This is a genomic window from Streptomyces sp. NPDC060184, from assembly GCF_042728795.1.
Classification (GTDB): Bacteria; Actinomycetota; Actinomycetes; order Streptomycetales; family Streptomycetaceae; genus Streptomyces.
This window is the reverse complement of the sequence record NZ_JBHWYX010000001.1, coordinates 144,466-162,370: the sequence shown is the minus strand read 5'-3', so window position 1 is coordinate 162,370 and position 17,905 is coordinate 144,466. Positions and strand designations below refer to the sequence as shown.

The 17,905-nt window shown below is 73.8% G+C and carries 9 protein-coding genes and 2 tRNA genes; 7 read left to right on the top strand and 4 right to left on the bottom strand.

Annotated elements, in window-relative coordinates; all coding sequences use genetic code 11:
• Nucleotides 1–145 precede the first annotated feature (145 nt).
• The 3 genes from ACFWEE_RS00655 to ACFWEE_RS00645 all read left to right on the top strand — a co-directional run bounded on the left by ACFWEE_RS00655 (nucleotide 146) and on the right by ACFWEE_RS00645 (nucleotide 2,744).
• A complete protein-coding gene (locus ACFWEE_RS00655; protein WP_386885143.1) occupies nucleotides 146–1,903 on the top strand; it encodes a S1C family serine protease in 1,758 nt (585 codons plus the stop codon).
• A gap of 53 nt (nucleotides 1,904–1,956) precedes the next feature.
• Nucleotides 1,957–2,041: transfer RNA gene (locus tag ACFWEE_RS00650), tRNA-Ser, on the top strand.
• 175 nt (nucleotides 2,042–2,216) lie between these two features.
• Entirely contained in the window at nucleotides 2,217–2,744 is a 528-nt protein-coding gene (locus ACFWEE_RS00645) for an ankyrin repeat domain-containing protein (protein WP_386885142.1), read from the top strand.
• On the opposite strand, the gene ACFWEE_RS00640 is transcribed toward ACFWEE_RS00645, so the two are convergent.
• On the bottom strand, nucleotides 2,722–3,900 hold the full coding sequence (locus ACFWEE_RS00640; RefSeq protein WP_386885140.1) for a glycosyltransferase family 39 protein: 1,179 nt from the start codon (nucleotides 3,898–3,900) through the stop codon (nucleotides 2,722–2,724). The genes ACFWEE_RS00645 and ACFWEE_RS00640 overlap by 23 nt on opposite strands.
• Before the next feature lie 244 nt (nucleotides 3,901–4,144).
• Complete coding sequence (locus tag ACFWEE_RS00635; protein ID WP_386885138.1) at nucleotides 4,145–5,167, bottom strand: bifunctional DNA primase/polymerase; 1,023 nt, start codon at nucleotides 5,165–5,167, stop codon at nucleotides 4,145–4,147.
• Between the two features lie 584 nt (nucleotides 5,168–5,751).
• On the opposite strand from ACFWEE_RS00635, the gene ACFWEE_RS00630 reads away from it, so the two are divergent.
• The 3 genes from ACFWEE_RS00630 to ACFWEE_RS00620 all read left to right on the top strand — a co-directional run bounded on the left by ACFWEE_RS00630 (nucleotide 5,752) and on the right by ACFWEE_RS00620 (nucleotide 11,656).
• A complete protein-coding gene (locus ACFWEE_RS00630) occupies nucleotides 5,752–8,907 on the top strand; it encodes a glycosyl hydrolase 115 family protein (protein ID WP_386885411.1) in 3,156 nt (1,051 codons plus the stop codon).
• A 335-nt stretch (nucleotides 8,908–9,242) separates the two neighbouring features.
• A complete protein-coding gene (locus tag ACFWEE_RS00625) occupies nucleotides 9,243–9,800 on the top strand; it encodes a SigE family RNA polymerase sigma factor (RefSeq protein ID WP_386885136.1) in 558 nt (185 codons plus the stop codon).
• Nucleotides 9,801–10,003: 203 nt separating this feature from the next.
• Complete coding sequence (locus ACFWEE_RS00620; RefSeq protein ID WP_386885134.1) at nucleotides 10,004–11,656, top strand: long-chain fatty acid--CoA ligase; 1,653 nt, start codon at nucleotides 10,004–10,006, stop codon at nucleotides 11,654–11,656.
• A 73-nt stretch (nucleotides 11,657–11,729) separates the two neighbouring features.
• On the opposite strand, the gene ACFWEE_RS00615 is transcribed toward ACFWEE_RS00620, so the two are convergent.
• Nucleotides 11,730–16,097 carry a PAS domain-containing protein gene (locus ACFWEE_RS00615; protein WP_386885132.1) on the bottom strand — a complete coding sequence of 1,456 codons (4,368 nt, stop codon included), beginning with the start codon at nucleotides 16,095–16,097 and terminating at the stop codon, nucleotides 11,730–11,732.
• A gap of 399 nt (nucleotides 16,098–16,496) precedes the next feature.
• Nucleotides 16,497–17,318, bottom strand: a complete 822-nt coding sequence (locus ACFWEE_RS00610; protein ID WP_386885130.1) for an SSI family serine proteinase inhibitor — start codon at nucleotides 17,316–17,318, stop codon at nucleotides 16,497–16,499.
• A gap of 390 nt (nucleotides 17,319–17,708) precedes the next feature.
• Here ACFWEE_RS00610 and ACFWEE_RS00605 point away from each other — a divergent pair.
• Nucleotides 17,709–17,799 (top strand) — tRNA-Ser (locus ACFWEE_RS00605).
• The last annotated feature ends 106 nt before the right edge of the window (nucleotides 17,800–17,905 follow it).

Genomic DNA, 17,905 nt, shown 5'->3' with positions numbered 1-17,905 from the left:
GTCGTTTTGTCTGATGTAAAGATTGGCGTGCGGATGCACAGGTCCTGTTTACAGTGGCCTGACGTGTTCTGGGCAAAGCTTGGGCCCAGACACTGCAGAGCGGATCTCTTGCCGAACGCCGAGTGGAACCGAGGAGTAAAGAGCTGTGAGCACCGAGAACGAGGGCCACGAGGGCGCCGCGGTCCCCGCCGTACCGCCCGCTCCGTCAGTACCTCCCGTGCCGGCCGCCGCTCCTGAGGACCCCCGCCGGGAGGCACCCCCGGCGCCCGAGGCACCGGCGACGGCGCATCAGGAAGACACGGCTCCGGCGCCGCAGGGCCCGTCCGAGCCCGCCGCGCAGTCCCAGGAACCGCCGTACGCGGACGGCCGGGCCGACGACACCTCCCCGTCGGCCGAGCCCGCCGGACCGTACGGCACCACTCCCGCACCGGCCGCCCCGGCCGAGCCCGCTCCGGCTCCGGAGCAGCCGACCGCGGCGCAGCCGGTCGTCGAGCCGGCGCACGCCCCGGCTCCGGAGCAGCCGCAGGCACCCGCGCACGCCCCGGCGGCCGACGCGACGCAGCCCCTCCCGCCGCACACCCCGGCGCCGCACACGCCTCCGCCCGCCTACCCGGCGCCGCAGGCCGCCCCGGCGTACCCCGCGCCGCACACCGCCGCGCCCGCCGGTTCGTGGCCGCCCCCGGCCCCGCCGGCCGTCCCGGCGTACGCCGGTGGCGGCGACGGCGGTCATGGCGGCGAGGTGTGGGGCGCCGCCGCCGGGCAGGCGCCCAAGGGGTCCGGCAAGCGCCGGGCGGGCGGGCTCGTCGCCCTGGTCGCCGCGACGGCGCTCGTCGCCGGCGGCATCGGCGGCGCACTCGGCTTCTGGGCCGCCGACAGCAACGACGGCGGCTCCTCCGGTTCGACGACGATCAGCGCCGCCGACACCCCCAAGGCGCTCAAGCGCGCCGACGGCACGGTGGCGGGCGTGGCCGCCAAGTCCCTTCCCAGCGTGGTCACGATCGACGCCCAGAACGGCGACGGCGAGGGCGGCACGGGCACCGGCTTCGTGTACGACAAGGAAGGCCACATCCTCACCAACAACCACGTGGTGGCCTCCGCGGCGGAGAACGGCCAGCTGACCGCGACCTTCTCCAACGGCAAGAAGTACGAGGCCGAGGTGGTCGGCCGCGCCGAGGGCTACGACGTCGCCGTCATCAAACTGAAGAACGCCCCGTCCGGCCTGAACCCGCTGGCCCTCGGCAACTCCGACAACGTGGCGGTCGGCGACTCGACCATCGCGATCGGCGCTCCCTTCGGCCTGTCGAACACGGTCACCACCGGCATCATCAGCGCGAAGAACCGCCCGGTAGCCTCCAGCGACGGTTCCGCTTCCAGCAGCAGCTCCTACATGAGCGCCCTGCAGACCGACGCCTCGATCAACCCGGGCAACTCCGGCGGCCCGCTGCTCGACGCCAGCGGCGCGGTCATCGGCATCAACTCCGCCATCCAGTCGACCGGCAGCTCGTCCGGCCAGACCCAGGCCGGCTCCATCGGCCTCGGCTTCGCCATCCCGATCAACCAGGCGAAGAACGTCGCCGAGCAGCTCATCAAGACCGGCCAGCCCGTCTACCCGGTCATCGGCGCGACGGTCACCATGTCGGAGAACGGCGACGGCGCGGTCATCTCGGACCAGGGCTCCGGCAGCACCTCCGCCGTCGCCGAGGGCGGCCCCGCCGCCAAGGCGGGCCTGAAGGCCGGCGACGTCATCACCAAGTTCAACGACACCCCCGTCGACAGCGGCCCGACCCTCATCGGTGAGATCTGGACCCACAAGCCGGGCGACCGGGTCACGCTGACGTACGAGCGCGACGGCAAGGAGTCCACCGTCGAACTCACCCTGGGCGAGCGCAAGGGCGACAGCTGACCGGCTAGGCTGTAGGCCGTTCCCCGGCGGCGACCCCGTCGCCCGGGGACCGGGGTGGGTTGCCCGAGCGGCCTAAGGGAACGGTCTTGAAAACCGTCGTGGCGCGAGTCACCGTGGGTTCAAATCCCACACCCACCGCGCAGGTTGAAGGCCCCCGACCGGGTACATCGGTCGGGGGCCTTCGCCATGACCACCCGTGTCGGCCGGTGACCGCTGTCCCCGCGGTCCGTCCCGGCCTTCCGGTCCGTCCCGGCCTTCCGGTCCTTCCGGCTCGCACGCGACGGGTACCGGCCCGGCCTGCTTGGATCGTGCCATGACCGACGACGCGGACCCGTACGAGATGTCGCCCGTCCACCTCGCCGTGGAGCAGGACGACTTGGCGGAGCTGACCCGGCTCCTGCACGCCGGCCACGACCCGGATCAGTACGACGGCCACAACGGCTGGACCCCGCTGCTCCGGGCCATCGACGGCGAGTCGGACGGGGCGGCCCAGACCGGTGATCCGCTGGAAGCCGCCTGCACGGCCGTGCTGCTGGCCTACGGCGCGGACCCGGCGAAGCCCTCGCGAGGGGGATTGACCCCGTACCACCTGGCCTTCCAGACGCGTCACGAGATGGCTCTGAGGCTTCTCGAAGCCCACATGGAACTGCGCGGCACGCGTCTTGCGTGTGAGCTCCATCGGTGTGGGGCTCATCCGCCGGTGCACCCGTCCGGTGCTCCTGCCGGTGACACGGGCCGCTGGGCGTGCGGATGCCCGAAGCACGGCGACGGCGGGCAGGGGGAGCGGGGAGCGGCGGCCGGTGCCGTACGCACCCCGCCTAGGGCGGCCCCGACCCCGTGAGCCAGTACGCGCCGTACACGGCCGAGCCGGTGGTCAGGGCGGTGAGGACGGTCCAGGTGAGGGCGGGCCGGCGCCTCGTGAGGACGACGGCGAGGGGGATCAGGAGAGGGAACGCGGGGAGCAGCAGACGGGGTTTGGAGCCGAAGTAGCCCGAGGCACCGACGGCGAGCAGGGTGACGAGTGCCGAGTAGGCGATCAGCGGCGGGGGTTGGAGCTGCCGCGCGCCGATGTGGTGGGGCCAGTACGCCAGGAGCAGCAGGGCGGCGAGGGCGAGTACGGCGAGGGCGGCGGAGCCGCCGGTCAGGAAGCGGGCGAACGCCCAGCCGCCGTCGAAGCCGTTGCCCCACTCGTCCTGTACGTCGAGGTAGCCCAGCAGGTGTCCGCGCCGGGCGCCCACCCAGAGGATGTACGCGGCGGCGCCCGCCGGTGCGATCAGGCAGCCGAGGACGGCTCGCAGCCGGGTCCGGGCGGTGCCGGTCGTGCTCCGGTGGTGGAGCCACACGGCGAGGAACAGGGCGGCCGTGACGGCGAGTCCGACCGGGCGGGTCAGGCCCGCGAGGCCGGCGAGCACGCCCGCGCCCACCCATCTCTCGCGCAGTACGCACAGGAGCCCCCAGGCGGCGAGGGCGGTGAAGAGGGCTTCGCTGTACGCCATCGACTGGACGATGCCGACGGGCACGGCCGCCCACAGCACCACGCAGACGACCCCGGCCCGGTCACCGTAGGAGTGACGCACCACGAGGAAGATCCCCCAGGCCGCCAGGGCCGAGGCGAGGGTGGCGACCAGCAGTCCGGCGGCGGGCAGGCTCAAGCCGGTCGTCGCGCGGGTGGACCGCTCAAGCCAGGGGAGCAGCGGGAAGAAGGCCGTGCTCGACAGGGACCGGCCGTCCGGCGCGTTCAGGGTGAAGGCGTAGCCGTGTTCGGCGACCCGGGCGTACCAGAGGGAGTCCCAACGCTCCGACAGCAGCACGCGCGGGCTCTTGCCCGTCGAGGCGGCGCGTGCGGCCAGAGCGGCGAGGCCGAGCGCCCGTACGCAGAGGAAGAGACTGACGGCGAGGAGCGCGTACCGGCCGGAGCCGGTGGGGATCCGGCGCGGAGGGCGGTCGGCCGCCTCGGCGTCGCCGTGCTCCCGGGCGGTGGGTGCTGCGGCGGACATGGGAGGCCGATCTCTGCGGGGCGTGGCGGGGTGTACGTGACACGGGCGTACGTGACACGTCGCGTCCACCGGTCCTGCGGGCTGCGGAGACCGGAGAGAACCCTACTCTCCCCGGTCGGCGAGGCCCCTCGGCCCGGGGCCGGGCCCCGTCGGTCCCGGCGGGCGGTCCCGGCGGGCGGTCCCGGCGGGAGGTCCCAGCGCGGTCCCAGCAGGCGGTCCCGGCGGGCGGTCCCGGCGGGCGGGCTCAGGCGGCCTCGGAGCGGTCGGCCGTCAGCCGGGCGGCGGAGGCGAGGGTGGCGCGGGCCTCGTGGGCGGGGAGCCCGGCGCGTACGGCCGCCTCGGCGAGGGCGGGGGCGAGGGCGTCGCCGAAGCCGTGTTCGTACGCCCGGCAGGCGGCCCAGAACAGCCGGGTGTTGCGCTGTCCGGAGCGGGCGGCGAGCACGAAGTGGACCAGCCCTTCGCCGTCTTCGGGGGTGCGCGGCGCACGGGCCCCGGTCCCGCCTCCGGCCCCGGTCCCGCCTCCGGCCCCGGTCCCGCCTCCGGCCCCGGTCCCGCCTCCGGTTCCGCGGGCCCGGCGGGCCGTGGGGGCCAGCAGGCGCAGCAGGGTGCGCGGGCAGGGGGCCGGGGCGAGGTGTGCGGTGCCGGGGGCGAGGCGGTAGGTGCCGTGCGGGGTGACCGACCCCGGGCCGATGAGGTAGCCGCCGGTGCCCCGGACGTCGACGCCGGGGGCGAGGCGGCTGGCCGAACTGGGCACGGCGACCTCCGGAGGCACGGTCAGCCAGAGGTGCCGGCCGCCGCCCGGGGTGAGCACGGTGAGGGTCGGCGGGACGGTGAACAGGTGCTGGAGGGCGAGCTGGCGCAGCGCCCCGTCCGACGGTGCGCCCGTACCCGTACCCGTACCCGCGCCCGTACCCCGGCCCGCGCCCGTGTTCGTACGGGGGGCCGGGCCGAGGTCGTCGTCCCCGTCCAGGTCGATGCCGATCAGGCGGTGCGGGCCCTGTCCGCAGGCGATGCCGTATCCGGCGGCCCGCGGGGCAGCCGCGAAGAGCGCGCGGACGGCCGCCGGGTCGGTGGTCGCGTCGTGCACCCCGTGGCCGGGGCGCCCGCAGCGGCCGGTGCAGGCGGTGCGCGGGGTGCTGCCCCGGTGCGGGGAGGGCAGCGCGGGGAGCCGGGCGGCGGTGAGCGGGATGACGGGGAGCCCCCGCTCCGCGGCGTTCAGCGCGTGGGCCAGGGCCAGGGTGGCGATCTGCCGGTCGGTGGGGGCCATGGAGTCATGTTCGTACAAGCGTTCGAAGAAGGCAACGGGATTGAGGGTGACCCTGGGCACCCCTCGCCTCAGCCTCCCGGGCGCTCGGGATCGCCCCGCGCCCCCGTCCCCGGTGGTTCGGGCCGCTCCCGTGCCTGGTGGTTCGGGCTGCTCCCGTGCCGCCCTTTGCGGAATCGGTTGGTGCAAGGGGATTGACCACGGGAAAAGGCGGGCTTTAGGTTTCCAGAAAATTGCGGGGACATATTCGAAATGTTTCGATCCGGCCTGGGACTCTCGGGCGGCTCGATGTCGGAATTCCTCGTGTTCGGGCGCCTTGGCTCGATAAGGGAGGGATCGGTGAGCGGCGGAATCCTGGTGCTCGGCGCCCAGGTTCGCGCTGTTCAAGGCTCTGACCTGCGAACTCTCCCTCCTGTCCGGGGTGGCGACTCTTTTCTCGAAACTTTTATCGGAGGTCATTCGTGGAATCACAGATTCCGGGCCCGCAGATTCCGGACTCGCAGGAGGGCCCCCGTCTCTCCGGTTCCTCCGACGTGCCCGCTCCGGGCCGCGCCAGCCGCAGGTCCGTACTCGCCCTCGGCCTCGGTCTGAGCGCCCTGGCGTCCCCGCTTCTCTCGCTCGGCGGTGCGGCGCCCGCCTTGGCGGCGCCCCTCGGCGGTGCGGGTGCGGGTGCCGGTGGGACGCGGGGTGCGGGCGGGGTGCGGGGCGGCGCCACCGACGTCGGCGCGTACCTCTCGTTCTCCCCGGTGTCCGGTGGGTTCACCCTGGTGAAGTCGGGCCGCGCGGTCCCCCTCGTGGTCAGCGGCGCGGACTGGGCGGGTGTCATCCGGGCCGTCGGCGACCTGCAGTCCGACATCGAACGGGTCACCGGGGTGCGCCCGGCCGTCGTACGGAAGGCGGGGGCCGGTCAGCGCGAGATCGCGATCGTCGGCACCATCGGGCGCAGCCCGTTGATCGACGCGCTCGTGGACGCGGGCAAGCTCGACGTGAGCGGGATCGCGGGCAAGTGGGAGACGTCCCTGCAGACGGTCGTCGAGCGGCCGTTGCCCGGCGTGGACCGGGCGTTCGTGATCGCCGGCAGCGACCAGCGCGGCACGATCTTCGGCGCGTACGACGTCTCCCGCGGCATCGGGGTCTCCCCCTGGTACTGGTGGGACGACGTGGTGCCGGTCCACCGCGACCAGATCCACGTCCGCCCCGGCCGCCACACCCAGGGCACCCCCTCGGTGAAGTACCGCGGCATCTTCATCAACGACGAGAACCCCTCGCTCGGCACCTGGGCGCCCAAGTTCTTCGGCCCCGGCAAGGCGCCCGGCTACGAGGGCGGGCTCAATGCCGACTTCTGGGCCCGGATCTTCGAGGTGCTGCTCCGCCTCAAGGCCAACTACCTCTGGCCGGCGGTCTGGGGCCGGGCCTTCGCCGAGGACGACCCGCTGAACCACGCCACCGCGACGGCGTACGGGATCGTCATGGGCACCTCGCACGAGGCCCCCATGATGCGCGGCATCGAGGAGTGGAACCGGCACGCGGTGGCCGCCGTGCGCGACAGCGCGGGCAACATCACCACCCCCGGCCACGACCCCTACGGCGGTACCGGCGAGTGGTCCTTCCGGCGCAACTCCGAGGCGCTGAAGGCGTACTGGGCCGACGGGATCCGCCGCATGAAGGAGCAGGACTTCGAGGGCGTGGTCACCCTCGGCATGCGCGGCAACGGCGACACCAGCCTGCCCGACGGCGACGCGATCGAGCTGATGAGCGAGATCATCGCGAGCCAGCGCGCCATCATCGCCGACATCACCGGCGACGAGAAGTCCGTCCCGCAGGTGTGGACCCTCTACAAGGAGGTGCAGCGCTACTGGGACCGGGGGCTGCGCGTCCCCGACGACGTGACCGTGGTGCTCACCGACGACAACTGGGGCAACATCCGCAAGCTGCCCCAGCTCGCCACCGACGACCGCCCCGGCGGCTACGGCCTCTATTACCACTTCGACTACGTGGGCGTCGGTCGCAACTACAAGTGGGTGGACACCACTTCGCTGCCGAACATGTGGGACCAGCTCAATCAGTCGTACACCTACGGCAACCGGAACCTGTGGGTCACCAACGTCGGTGACCTCAAGGGCAACGAACTCTCCACGCAGTTCTTCATGGAGTACGCCTGGAGCCCCGCCCGCTGGGATCTCGACAACCTTCCGGAGTGGGAACTCGCCTACGCCCGCCAGCACTTCGGCGAGAAGCAGGCCGAGCAGATCGCCCAGGTCCTCTCCGAGTACGCGCACCTCCAGCAGATCCGCAAGCCGGAGCTGCTGAACCGGCGCATCACTCTCGACCCCGCCAAGAACCCGGCGACCGACGCTTCGGCGATCGTCTACGACGACCGGGCGACCCCGTTCAGCCTGGTGGACCACCGCGAACTGGAGTGGGTCACCGACCGCTGGCGGGCCCTCGCGGCGAAGGCCCGCGAGGTGGGCAAGCGCCTGCCCGCCTCCTCGCAGGACGCCTGGTTCGAGCTCGTCGGGTACGAGGTCGAGGCCACCGCCAACGTCTACGAGCTGCGCGAGGCGCAGTTCACCAACCTGCTCTACGCGGACCAGGGCCGGGCCCTGACCAACGAGCTGGCCGCGACCGCCGAGGCCCGCCTCGCGGACGACTTCGCCCTGGCGAAGAAGTTCAACACCCAGGTGGCGGAAGGCAAGTGGGAAGGCTTCCAGACCCAGCCGCACATCGGGTACGGAGACGTCGACCGCTACGGCCCCAACGCCCCGTGGCAGCAGCCCGAGTTGAACAACGTGGCGCTGACCGACGAGATCTACCCGGCGGTGAAGCGCATCGAGCTGCCCCGGGCCGCCGAGATGGGCGTGGCCGTCGAGGGCAGCGAGGACTGGTGGCCGGGCGGCGGCACGGGCGAGGCGGTGCTGCCGGTGTTCTCGCCGTACGGCAACGGCCCCGACCCCTACCTCGACGTGTTCAACCGGGGGCAGGCGCCGTTCGACTACCGGATCACGACGGGCAAGTCCTGGCTGGTGGTGGACCGGCCGCGCGGGCGGGTCACCACCCAGACCCGGGTCACCCTGCGGGTCGACTGGAAGCGCGCGCCGCAGGGCGTCACCCGGATTCCCGTGACGGTGAGCGGCCCCGGCGGGTCGAGCGTCGTCGTGACGGCCGTCGTCGACCGGCCCCAGGTCCCGAAGTCGGGCCTCAAGGGGTTCGTGGAGGCCGGCGGGTACGTGTCGATGGAGGCCGAGCACTACAGCCGCGCGGTCGGCAGCGGATCGGTCGGCTGGCGCCGCCTGCCCGACGTCGGCCGTACGGCGGGCGGCATGGAGCCCTTCCCGGTGACGGCGGCCCGGCAGTCGGCGGGCCGGGGGCCCCGGCTCGAATACACGCTGAGCCTCTTCACCACCGGACCGGTCACGGTCTGGGCGTACCTCTCGCCGAGGAACAACCCGCTCTCGGGCGACGGTCTGAAGTACGCGGTCTCCTTCGACGACGACGTCCCGACCACGGTCAACGTCACGGCGGTCACCGGCGGGGACGACGGCACCATGAACGTCCAGTGGGCGCGCGCCACCTCCGACAACGTCAACCGCACCGCCACCGCGCACGTCATCACCCGGCCGGGAGAGCACGTGCTGAAGTTCTGGATGATCGACCCGACCGTGGTGGTCCAGAAGCTGGTGGTCGACACCGGCGGCCTGCGCCCGGTCTACCTCGGCCCGCCGGAGAGCCTGCGGCTCGGCTGAGCGAGGTCCCGCGCCGCCCGCGGGGGACCACCCGCCGACCCCGACGGGTCCGCGTCCGGCCCGCGCGACAGCACTCCGGTGCGTCGCGCGGGCCGTTCCCGTCGGTGCGGGCTGTTGCTGTCCGTGCGGGGCCGCGTGCCGGCCGGGGGCGTGGAACCGGCGTCCGGGGCGCGTCCGTGCCGCCGGGGGCGCGGGGCGCGTGCGACCCCGAAGCCGGTCCGCGCGCCCTCCACCCCCAGGAGGTGGACGCCTCCCGGCGCCTACAACCTGAGGGGGACGAGCCTTCGGGACCTGGGGCCGATCCGTCGCCCGGCCTTCGCTCCTAGGTTGGAGAGATGACCACGCCAGTCTGCGCGGGCGCCCTCAGGCACCCCGCTGCCGCCGCCGGACACACCCCGCCCTACCCGTCGTTCTCCTCGTACGTCCGGGCGCGCGGGCCCGTCCTGCTGCGCACTGCCCGCTCGCTCACGGCGAATCCGAGCGACGCCGAGGACCTGCTCCAGACCGCGCTGGCCAAGACCTACGCGGCCTGGGAGCGGATCGAGGACCACGGGGCGCTGGACGGATACGTCCGCCGGGCCCTGGTGAACACCCGGACCTCGCAGTGGCGCAAGCGCAAGGTCGACGAGTACGCCTGCGACGACCTGCCCGAGCCGGAGACCGCCCCGGCCCCCGACCCCGCCGAACACCAGTCGCTCCACGACGCGATGTGGCGTGCCGTGCTCAAGCTGCCCGACCGGCAGCGGGCCATGGTCGTCCTGCGGTACTACGAGGACCTCAGCGAGGCCCAGACCGCCGAAGTGCTCGGGGTGTCCGTCGGCACGGTGAAGAGCGCCGTCTCCCGCGCGCTCCGCAAGCTCCGCGAGGACCCGGAGCTGACTCCCGCACGGTGACTCCCCCGGGCCGGCCCCGCACGGTGAGCCCGCGGGCCCACCCCGCGCGCCGACCCCCGCACTGAGCCCCGCACGCCGGTCCCCGCGTCGCGAACCGGCCGTACGCGTACCGATTGGAAGGGCCCGGAGTAGTGACATACCGCGCGGTATGTGCGCAGAATCAGCGGAACCCTACTGCCGCGTAGCGCCTCCGGGAGGACGCCGTGCTGAGCACCATGCAGGACGTACCGCTGACGGTCACCCGCATCCTGACCCATGGGATGACGATTCACGGGAAGTCGCAGGTCACGACCTGGACCGGCGAACCCGAGCCGCACCGCCGCAGTTTCGCGGAGATCGGCGCCCGCGCGATCCGGCTCGCCAACGCCCTCCGCGACGAACTGGGCATCGACGGCGACCAGCGGGTTGCCACGCTCATGTGGAATAACTCCTTCCACATCGAGGCCTACCTGGCGATTCCGGCCATGGGCGCCGTCCTGCACACCCTCAACCTGAGACTCCCCGCCGAGCAGCTCGTCTGGATCGTCGACCACGCAGACGACAAGGTCGTGATCGTCAACGGCTCGGTGCTGCCGCTCCTCGCGCCGCTGCTGCCCCGGATGCCGTCCGTGGAGCACGTGGTCGTCGCCGGGCCCGGCGACCTGTCCCTGCTCGACGGGGCGACGCAGCGCGTGCACGACTACGAGGAGCTCATCGCGGGGCGCCCGGCCACCTTCGACTGGCCCGAGATCGACGAACGCTCGGCCGCCGCCATGTGTTACACCTCCGGCACCACGGGGGACCCCAAGGGGGTCGTCTACTCGCACCGTTCGATCTACCTGCACTCGATGCAGGTCAACGCGACCGAGTCGATGGGGTTGACGGACGCCGACACCACCCTGGCTGTGGTTCCTCAATTTCATGTACTTTCCTGGGGTTTGCCCCATGCGGCCTTCATGTCCGGTGTGAACATGTTGATGCCGGACCGTTTCCTCCAGCCCGTCCCCCTCGCCGAGATGATCGAGAAGGAACGCCCGACCCACGCGGCGGCCGTCCCCACGATCTGGCAGGGCCTGCTCGCGGAGGTCACCGCCAGGCCGCGCGATCTCACCTCGATGACCCGCGTCACCATCGGCGGCGCCGCCTGCCCGCCCTCGCTGATGGAGGCGTACGACAAGCTGGGCGTCCGCCTCTGCCACGCCTGGGGCATGACGGAGACCTCGCCGCTCGGCACCATGGCCAACCCGCCCGCCGGGCTGAGCCCCGAGGAGGAGTGGCCCTACCGCGTCACCCAGGGCCGCTTCCCGGCCGGGGTGGAGGGGCGGTTGGTCGGTCCCGGTGGGGAACACCTGCCGTGGGACAACGAGTCGGCGGGCGAACTGGAGGTACGCGGCCCCTGGATCGCGGGCGCCTACTTCGGCGGGTCGGACGGAGAACTCCTGCGCCCCGAGGACAAGTTCAGTGCGGACGGCTGGCTGAAGACCGGGGACGTCGGCGTGATCAGCCCCGACGGATTCCTCACCCTCACCGACCGGGCCAAGGACGTCATCAAGTCCGGCGGCGAGTGGATCTCCAGCGTGGAGCTGGAGAACGCGCTCATGGCCCACCCCGAGGTGGCCGAGGCCGCCGTGGTCGCCGTACCCGACGAGAAGTGGGGCGAACGCCCGCTGGCCACGGTCGTCCTCAAGGAGGGTGCCACGGTCGGCTTCGACGGCCTCAGGGACTTCCTCGCCGAGGCGGGCGTCGCCAAATGGCAGCTCCCGGAGCGGTGGACGCTCGTCGAGGCGGTACCGAAGACGAGCGTCGGGAAGTTCGACAAGAAGGTGATCCGCAGGCGGCACGCGGACGGCGAACTGGACGTCACGACGCTGGTCTGACCGGCCGGGTCGGCCTCACGGCGAAGGGCGGTACGGAGATCCGTACCGCCCTCCGCTTTCGGCACCGTCGGCCTCAGTTGGTCCCTATCTTCGCCAGCAGATCGACGATCCTGGACTGCACCTCGTCGCTGGTGGAGCGTTCGGCCAGGAAGAGCGCGGTCTCGCCGGAAGCGAGCGACGCCAGCTCGGAGCCGTCCAGTCCGGCCGAGGTGTAGACGACCAGCGGGGTGTGGTTCAGACGCCCGTTGGCCCGCAGCCAGTCGATGATCCCGGCCCGGCGGCGACGTACCTGCATCAGGTCCATCACCACCAGGTTCGGCCGCATCCGCGCGGCCAGATCGACCGCCTCGCTGTCGGTCGCCGCCCGGACTGCCTGCATGCCCCGCCGTTCCAGGGTCTGCGCGAGGGCCCCTCCGATCTCCTCGCGCTCCTCGATGACGAGTACCCGGGGCGGGTGCTGCTCGCTGTCGCGCGGGGCGAGCGCCTTGAGGAGGACGGCCGGGTCGGCACCGTACGCCGCCTCCCGGCTCGCCTGGCCCAGACCCGCCGTGACCAGCACCGGCACCTCGGCCGCCACCGCGGCCTGGCGCAGCGACTGGAGGGCGGTACGCGTGATGGGCCCGGTCAGCGGGTCCACGAAGAGCGCGGCCGGGAACGCGGCGATCTGCGCGTCCACCTCCTCGCGCGAGTGCACGATCACCGGACGGTAGCCCCGGTCGCTGAGCGCCGCCTGCGTCGAGACGTCGGGAGCCGGCCAGACCAGCAGCCGCCGGGGGTTGTCCAGCGGCTCCGGAGGCAGCTCGTCGTCGACCGGCACGGGCTGCGGACGGTTGGCGATCTCGACCGCCCCGCCCGGACCGTCCAGCGGCTCCGGTCCTTCGGCGCCCTCGTCCGGTGCTCCTATGGCGTACGAACGGCCCTCGGCGACCTGCGCCATGAGCTGTCCGGAGGCCGAGGCGGTGGCGCCGGGCTGCGCGGCCTGCGACTTCTGGACACCCGGGCCGGGCCGCGTGGGCTGCGGGGCGGGAACCTGCGGAAGTCCCTGCGGCCGGGCGGCGGGAGCCGGAGCCTCCGCGCCCGGGGGAGCCGCCAGCTTGCGGCGCCGTCCCGCCCCGCCGAGCGTCTGGTTCTGCTGGTGGCCCAGGTGCTGGACGAGCGGTACGCCCTGGCCCAGCGTCCGCACGCTGAAGGCCCGCCCCTGGGTGTCCGAACCACCGGGCATCGGCATCTCCGCGGGCAGCGGCTGCCGACGGGCCGCGGACACGGCGGCGGGCGGCACCGGGGTGCTGCCGGTCGCGTGCGCCGTGGGCCCGTCGCCGGGGACCGGCTCGGACGCGCCGGCGGGAGCCGCGGGGGCCGGTGCGGCGGTGGCGGCCGGCGTCGGCGCCCCCGTGGCGGTGCGGGCGCGCGCCGCGTACGCGAGGGCGGGCTCGGGCGCCTCGTCGTCGGTCTCGTCGGTCTCGTCGGCCTCGTCGGCCTCGTCGGCCTCGTCGGCCTCGTGGTCGAGGGGGCCGTGGTCCGCCGCCGGGGCGGCCGGGGCCGGGCCGCCGACCCGGTCGGTCGAGTCGACCCGCGACCAGCTCTCCGGCGAACCGGCCGCCTCGGCGGGACGGGCCCGGCGACGGCCGGACGGGGAGGCGGACACCGGGTGCGGCTGCGGCGGGGTGTGGTCCTCGTCCGGGCCCATGGCGGTGGCGTCGTGCCGGTCCGGTACCGCCGCGGGCTCGGCGGGCCGGTCCGCGTCGGCGGGCGGCAGCGCGAACGGGGTGCGCGGTCCCGCGTTCTCCGCGGCCAGTCGCTCCTGCGCGGCGGCCAGCGCACGCCGGGCGCGACGGCCCGCGGGCTGGAGCTCGGGCGCGAGCGCCCCGGGCTGGGGGATGTCGTCGTGGACCACGGGGGAGCGCACCGGCAGCGCCGGTCGTCCCTGCTGCGCCTGCGGTGCCGGTGCCGCCTGCCGGCGTCCCTGCTGTCCCGGGACCTGGGCGCCCGCCGCCTGCTGTCCGGGCCCCTGCGGAGCCGCCGGAACACCCTGCGGAGCCGCCGGAACGCCCTGCGGCGGCACGGTCTGCCCGCGCTGCGGACGGCCCGCGCCCTGGGCGCCCTCGGACGCCGTCACGACCGAGCCCTCCGAGGGGCCACCACCGGCCGCCGGAAGCGCGAGGGCCTGCCCGGCACCGCGCGGACGCGCCTGCGCCGGCTGCTGCGCGGGACCCGCCTGTGCCGGAACCGGGACCGGCTGCTGCTGGGCACCGCCCTGGGCCGGTACCGGTCCGGACTCCGGGGCACCCGCCGGAACCGGGGCGGTCTCCGCCGGGCTGGGACGGCCGCGCCTGCGGCCCGAACCCTCGCTCGGCCGGGGCACCAGTGCCTCCTCCGGCTGCTCCTCCACCGCCGCCGGACCCCGTCGCGCCCGGCGCCGCCCGGTCGGACCGGCGCCGCCGGTCTCGTCCGACGCGCCCGCGGGACCACTCTCGACACCCTCGTGGGCGGAGCCCGCCACCGGAACCGCGCCCTCGGCGCCCGCGAGGCTTTCCGGCCCCTCCGGGCTCAGCGCGCTCTCCAGGAACGCGTCCGTCGACGACCTGCGGGCCCTGCGCCGGCCACCGCTGACGACGGCCGGAGCGCCGACGGCCTCGAAGCCCGCGACCTCCTGCTGCGCGGCCTGCTCCGGCACGGCGCCCTGCTGCTGCGGGGAGTGCCGGGGCTGCTGCTGGACCGTGCCGGAACCCGAGCCCAGCGGAACCTCGAGCACGTACGCGCTGCCCGCCATGCCGGGCATCTCGTGGGTCTGGAGCACCCCGCCGTGCGCCCGCACGATCCCGCTCACGATCGGGGTGTGCACCGGGTCGCCGCCCGCGAACGGGCCGCGCACCTCGATCCGTACGACGTCCCCGCGCTGCGCCGCGGCCACCACGACGGTCGAGTCCAGATAGCCGCCGCCGGGGGCGATCCGGGTCTTGCCGGTGGAGTCGATCCCGGCCACGTCCGCGACCAGGTGGGCGAGGGCGGTCGCCAGCCGACGCGCGTCCACCTCGGCCTCGATCGGCGGGGCGTGCACCGCGAACTGCGCGCGCCCCGGGCCGATCAGCTCGACCGCCCCGTCGATGCCCGCCGTCACGACCGCGTCGATCGGCGCCGGAGCCTTGTCGAGCGTCTCCGTGCCGAAGTCCAGGCGCTGGTAGCCCAGGACGTTGTCGACCAGCGTGGTCATCCGGGCGTACCCGGCGGCCAGGTGGTGCAGGATCTGGTTGGCCTCGGGCCAGAGCTGGCCGGCGGGGTCGGAGGCGAGGGTGGCGAGTTCGCCCCGCAGCTCCTCCAGCGGGCCGCGCAGCGACTCGCCGAGAACGGCCGTCAGCTGTGCGTGCTGCGCCCCGAGGAGGGCGATGTGGTCGGCCTGCTCCTCCAGCTCGGAGGCGTACCGCTCGGTGCGGTCGGCCAGTTCGGAGGCGTGGCTCTCGGTGAGGGAGGAGACCTCGGTGGTGTGGCTCTCCGTGAGCTCCGTGACGGCGGCCGTGTGGCTCTCGGTCAGCTCCTCGACCTCGGCCGTGTGCTTCTCCGTCAGTGCGGCGATCTCGGCGGCGTGCTTCTCGGCCAGCTCCGCGACCTCGGTCGTGTGCTGCTCGGTCAGCTCCTCGTACGGCCTGCGGTCGGTGAACGTCATCACCGCGCCGACCAGCTGGTCCCCGTCGCGTACCGGAGCGGTCGTCAGGTCCACCGGGACCCGCGCACCGCTCTTGGACCAGAGCACCTGCCCGCGCACCCGGTGCTTGCGCCCGGAGCGCAGGGTGTCGGCGAGCGGCGACTCCTCGTACGGGAACGGCTCGCCCTCCGCACGCGAGTGCAGGATCAGCGGGTGCAGCTCCTTGCCGCCCAGGTCGCTGGCGCGGAAGCCCAGGATCTGCGCGGCGGCGGGGTTGACCAGGACGACCCGGCCGTCCGTGTCCGTACCGACGACGCCCTCGGCGGCGGCCCGCAGGATCATCTCGGTCTGCCGCTGCGAACGGGCCAGTTCGGCCTCGGTGTCGACGGTGCCGGAGAGGTCCCGCACGACGAGCATCAGCAGCTCGTCGCCGGTGAAGGAGGAGGTGGGGAAGTCGTTGTAGGCCGCCTGGCCGCTGTCGAGGCCGGCGCTGGTGACCTCGACGGGGAACGCGTGGCCGTCCGTCCGCCGCGCGATCATCCGCGTCGGCTTGGTCCGGCCCCGGGAGTCCGCCGCGTCCGGCCTGCGCATCGACCCGGGGATCAGCCGCGAGTCGAACTCGGCGAGCAGGTCGAGAAGTCCACGGCCCACCAGGCCGGTACCGGGCGCCTCGAACATTTCGAGCGCGATGGTGTTGGCGTTGACGACCGTGCCGTTGGCGTTGACGAGCAGCAGCCCGTCAGGGAGGGCGTCGAGTATGGCTGCGAGGCGAGCAGTGCCTCGGGATGGCCTGCTGCTCACGACGCGCTTCCTCCCTGTTTACCGCACCTTGCCGGCCCGCGGCCCCATCTTGCCCCTCGGGCCACAGGCTGTCACGGGAGGAGTCTACGGGCACCGGAGCGGGCAGGAACGGTGGATGAGGGGGAGCTCTCATCGAGCTTCTGTGCAACCGGTGCACACCGGAAGCCCCCGAACACCCCAACGCGCCCCGTACGTACGGCTCCGGAGGTATCGGCGGAGCCGTACGCCAGGAACGTGCGGGAGGGCCCGGGGGCTGCGAGAAGGCCCGGGAAAAGCCCCATTCGGCCTACTGACCGGGCGCTCGGGACCCGTATGTGCTTCCGATGTGCGCCCGCTGTGGGTGCGAGCGGGCTCCCGCCCGTCGGGCCGGCCGGGCTCCCGCTCGGGCTGTCGGCGGGCCTACTGGCCGGTGGCCGGGAGGAGCGGGCGCAGGGCGTTCCAGCGGGCGATCTCGCAGCCGTTCCTCCGGTTCACGGTCGTGTCGACCGGCCGTCCGCGCCAGGTCCCGGTGATCCGGGCGGTGGCCGGTCCGCCGTACATCTGGGTGCACATCGCGTCCTTGTCGACCGGCCGGAACAGGTCCTCGCCCGCCCCCTCGGCCTCCGCGAGCCGGTCGCAGGCCGCCTGAGCGTCGGGGTGGTCGCCCCCGGCCCGCGTGCCCGACCGGGTGTCGGCGGCGGGCGCGCACGTCAGCTCGTACGAACCGTCCCGGACGAGGTGCCCCGAGGCGTCGGCGGAGCCCGTCTGTCCGGAGTCGGTGTTCCCGGAGTCCTGGACCGTCACCGTGAGCCGGGTGGTGGCGTCCGCCCCGGCTCCGGTGTCTCCCTCGGCTCCCGTGTCTCCCGTTCCCCCCGTGGCTCCGCCGGTGGTGGGTGCCGGGAGGGTGACGGGCGCCGGAAGCGTGGTGGGGCCGGTCGTGATGGGGCCGGTCATGTCCCCCGGCAGATCGCCGTTGCTGCGGCCCGGGAGGGCGGGGACGTCCGTGTCCCGAGGTCCACGGGCCTCCGCCGGTCCGGCGCCCTTGCGCGCGGGGCGGAGCATCCCGCTGTACGGAGAGCCCGCGGGCCCGGGCGAGACGGCCGGCCCCGAACGCTCGGACACGGGGAGCGGCCCCGACCCCTCGATGGGCACGGGCAGCGGTCCCACGGCCGCGGCGAGGGGGGAGGCGGCGGACAGCGCGGCGATCGAGACGACGGCGGTGAGGGCGAGACGGCGCAGCATTGCGGGACTCCTGGTCCTGGGGCACGGGCAAGGGTGGCGGCGGGCAGCGGCTGACCCATCTCGTGTCCCTGGATCACGTCGGCCCTTCCTGGTGTCCCTAACGTCCCTCCCACCCCGGCGTTGCGCGATCCGACGGGGCCGCACGGAGCAAGCAGGAGCGCACGCCCGGCGTACGGGGGGAGCGGCGGCAGGCCTGGGCGGGGCGTACGGAGGAGGTGGGGCCGGCAGGCACCGGCCCGGAACACGAGCGCGCCGGACCTTCCCCGAATCGGGGGCGTATGTCCTTTGCTCTCGCGCCCACCTGGCTAGTACGGTGGGCCGCGATTGGTGACACCGCACTCGTCTGTGTCATCATCTGCACGCACCACTCGCGCTTGCGCGAGGTGTGCTGGAGGCGTCGCCTAGTCCGGTCTATGGCGCCGCACTGCTAATGCGGTTTGGGTTTTAAAACCCATCGAGGGTTCAAATCCCTCCGCCTCCGCCCCATCCGAAGCCCCGTGCCCCTGGCACGGGGCTTCGGCCGTTCCCGGGGTGGTCGTTCCCGGGGTGGCCGTTCCCGGGGGTGAGGACGCGGGGGTTCGGGGCAC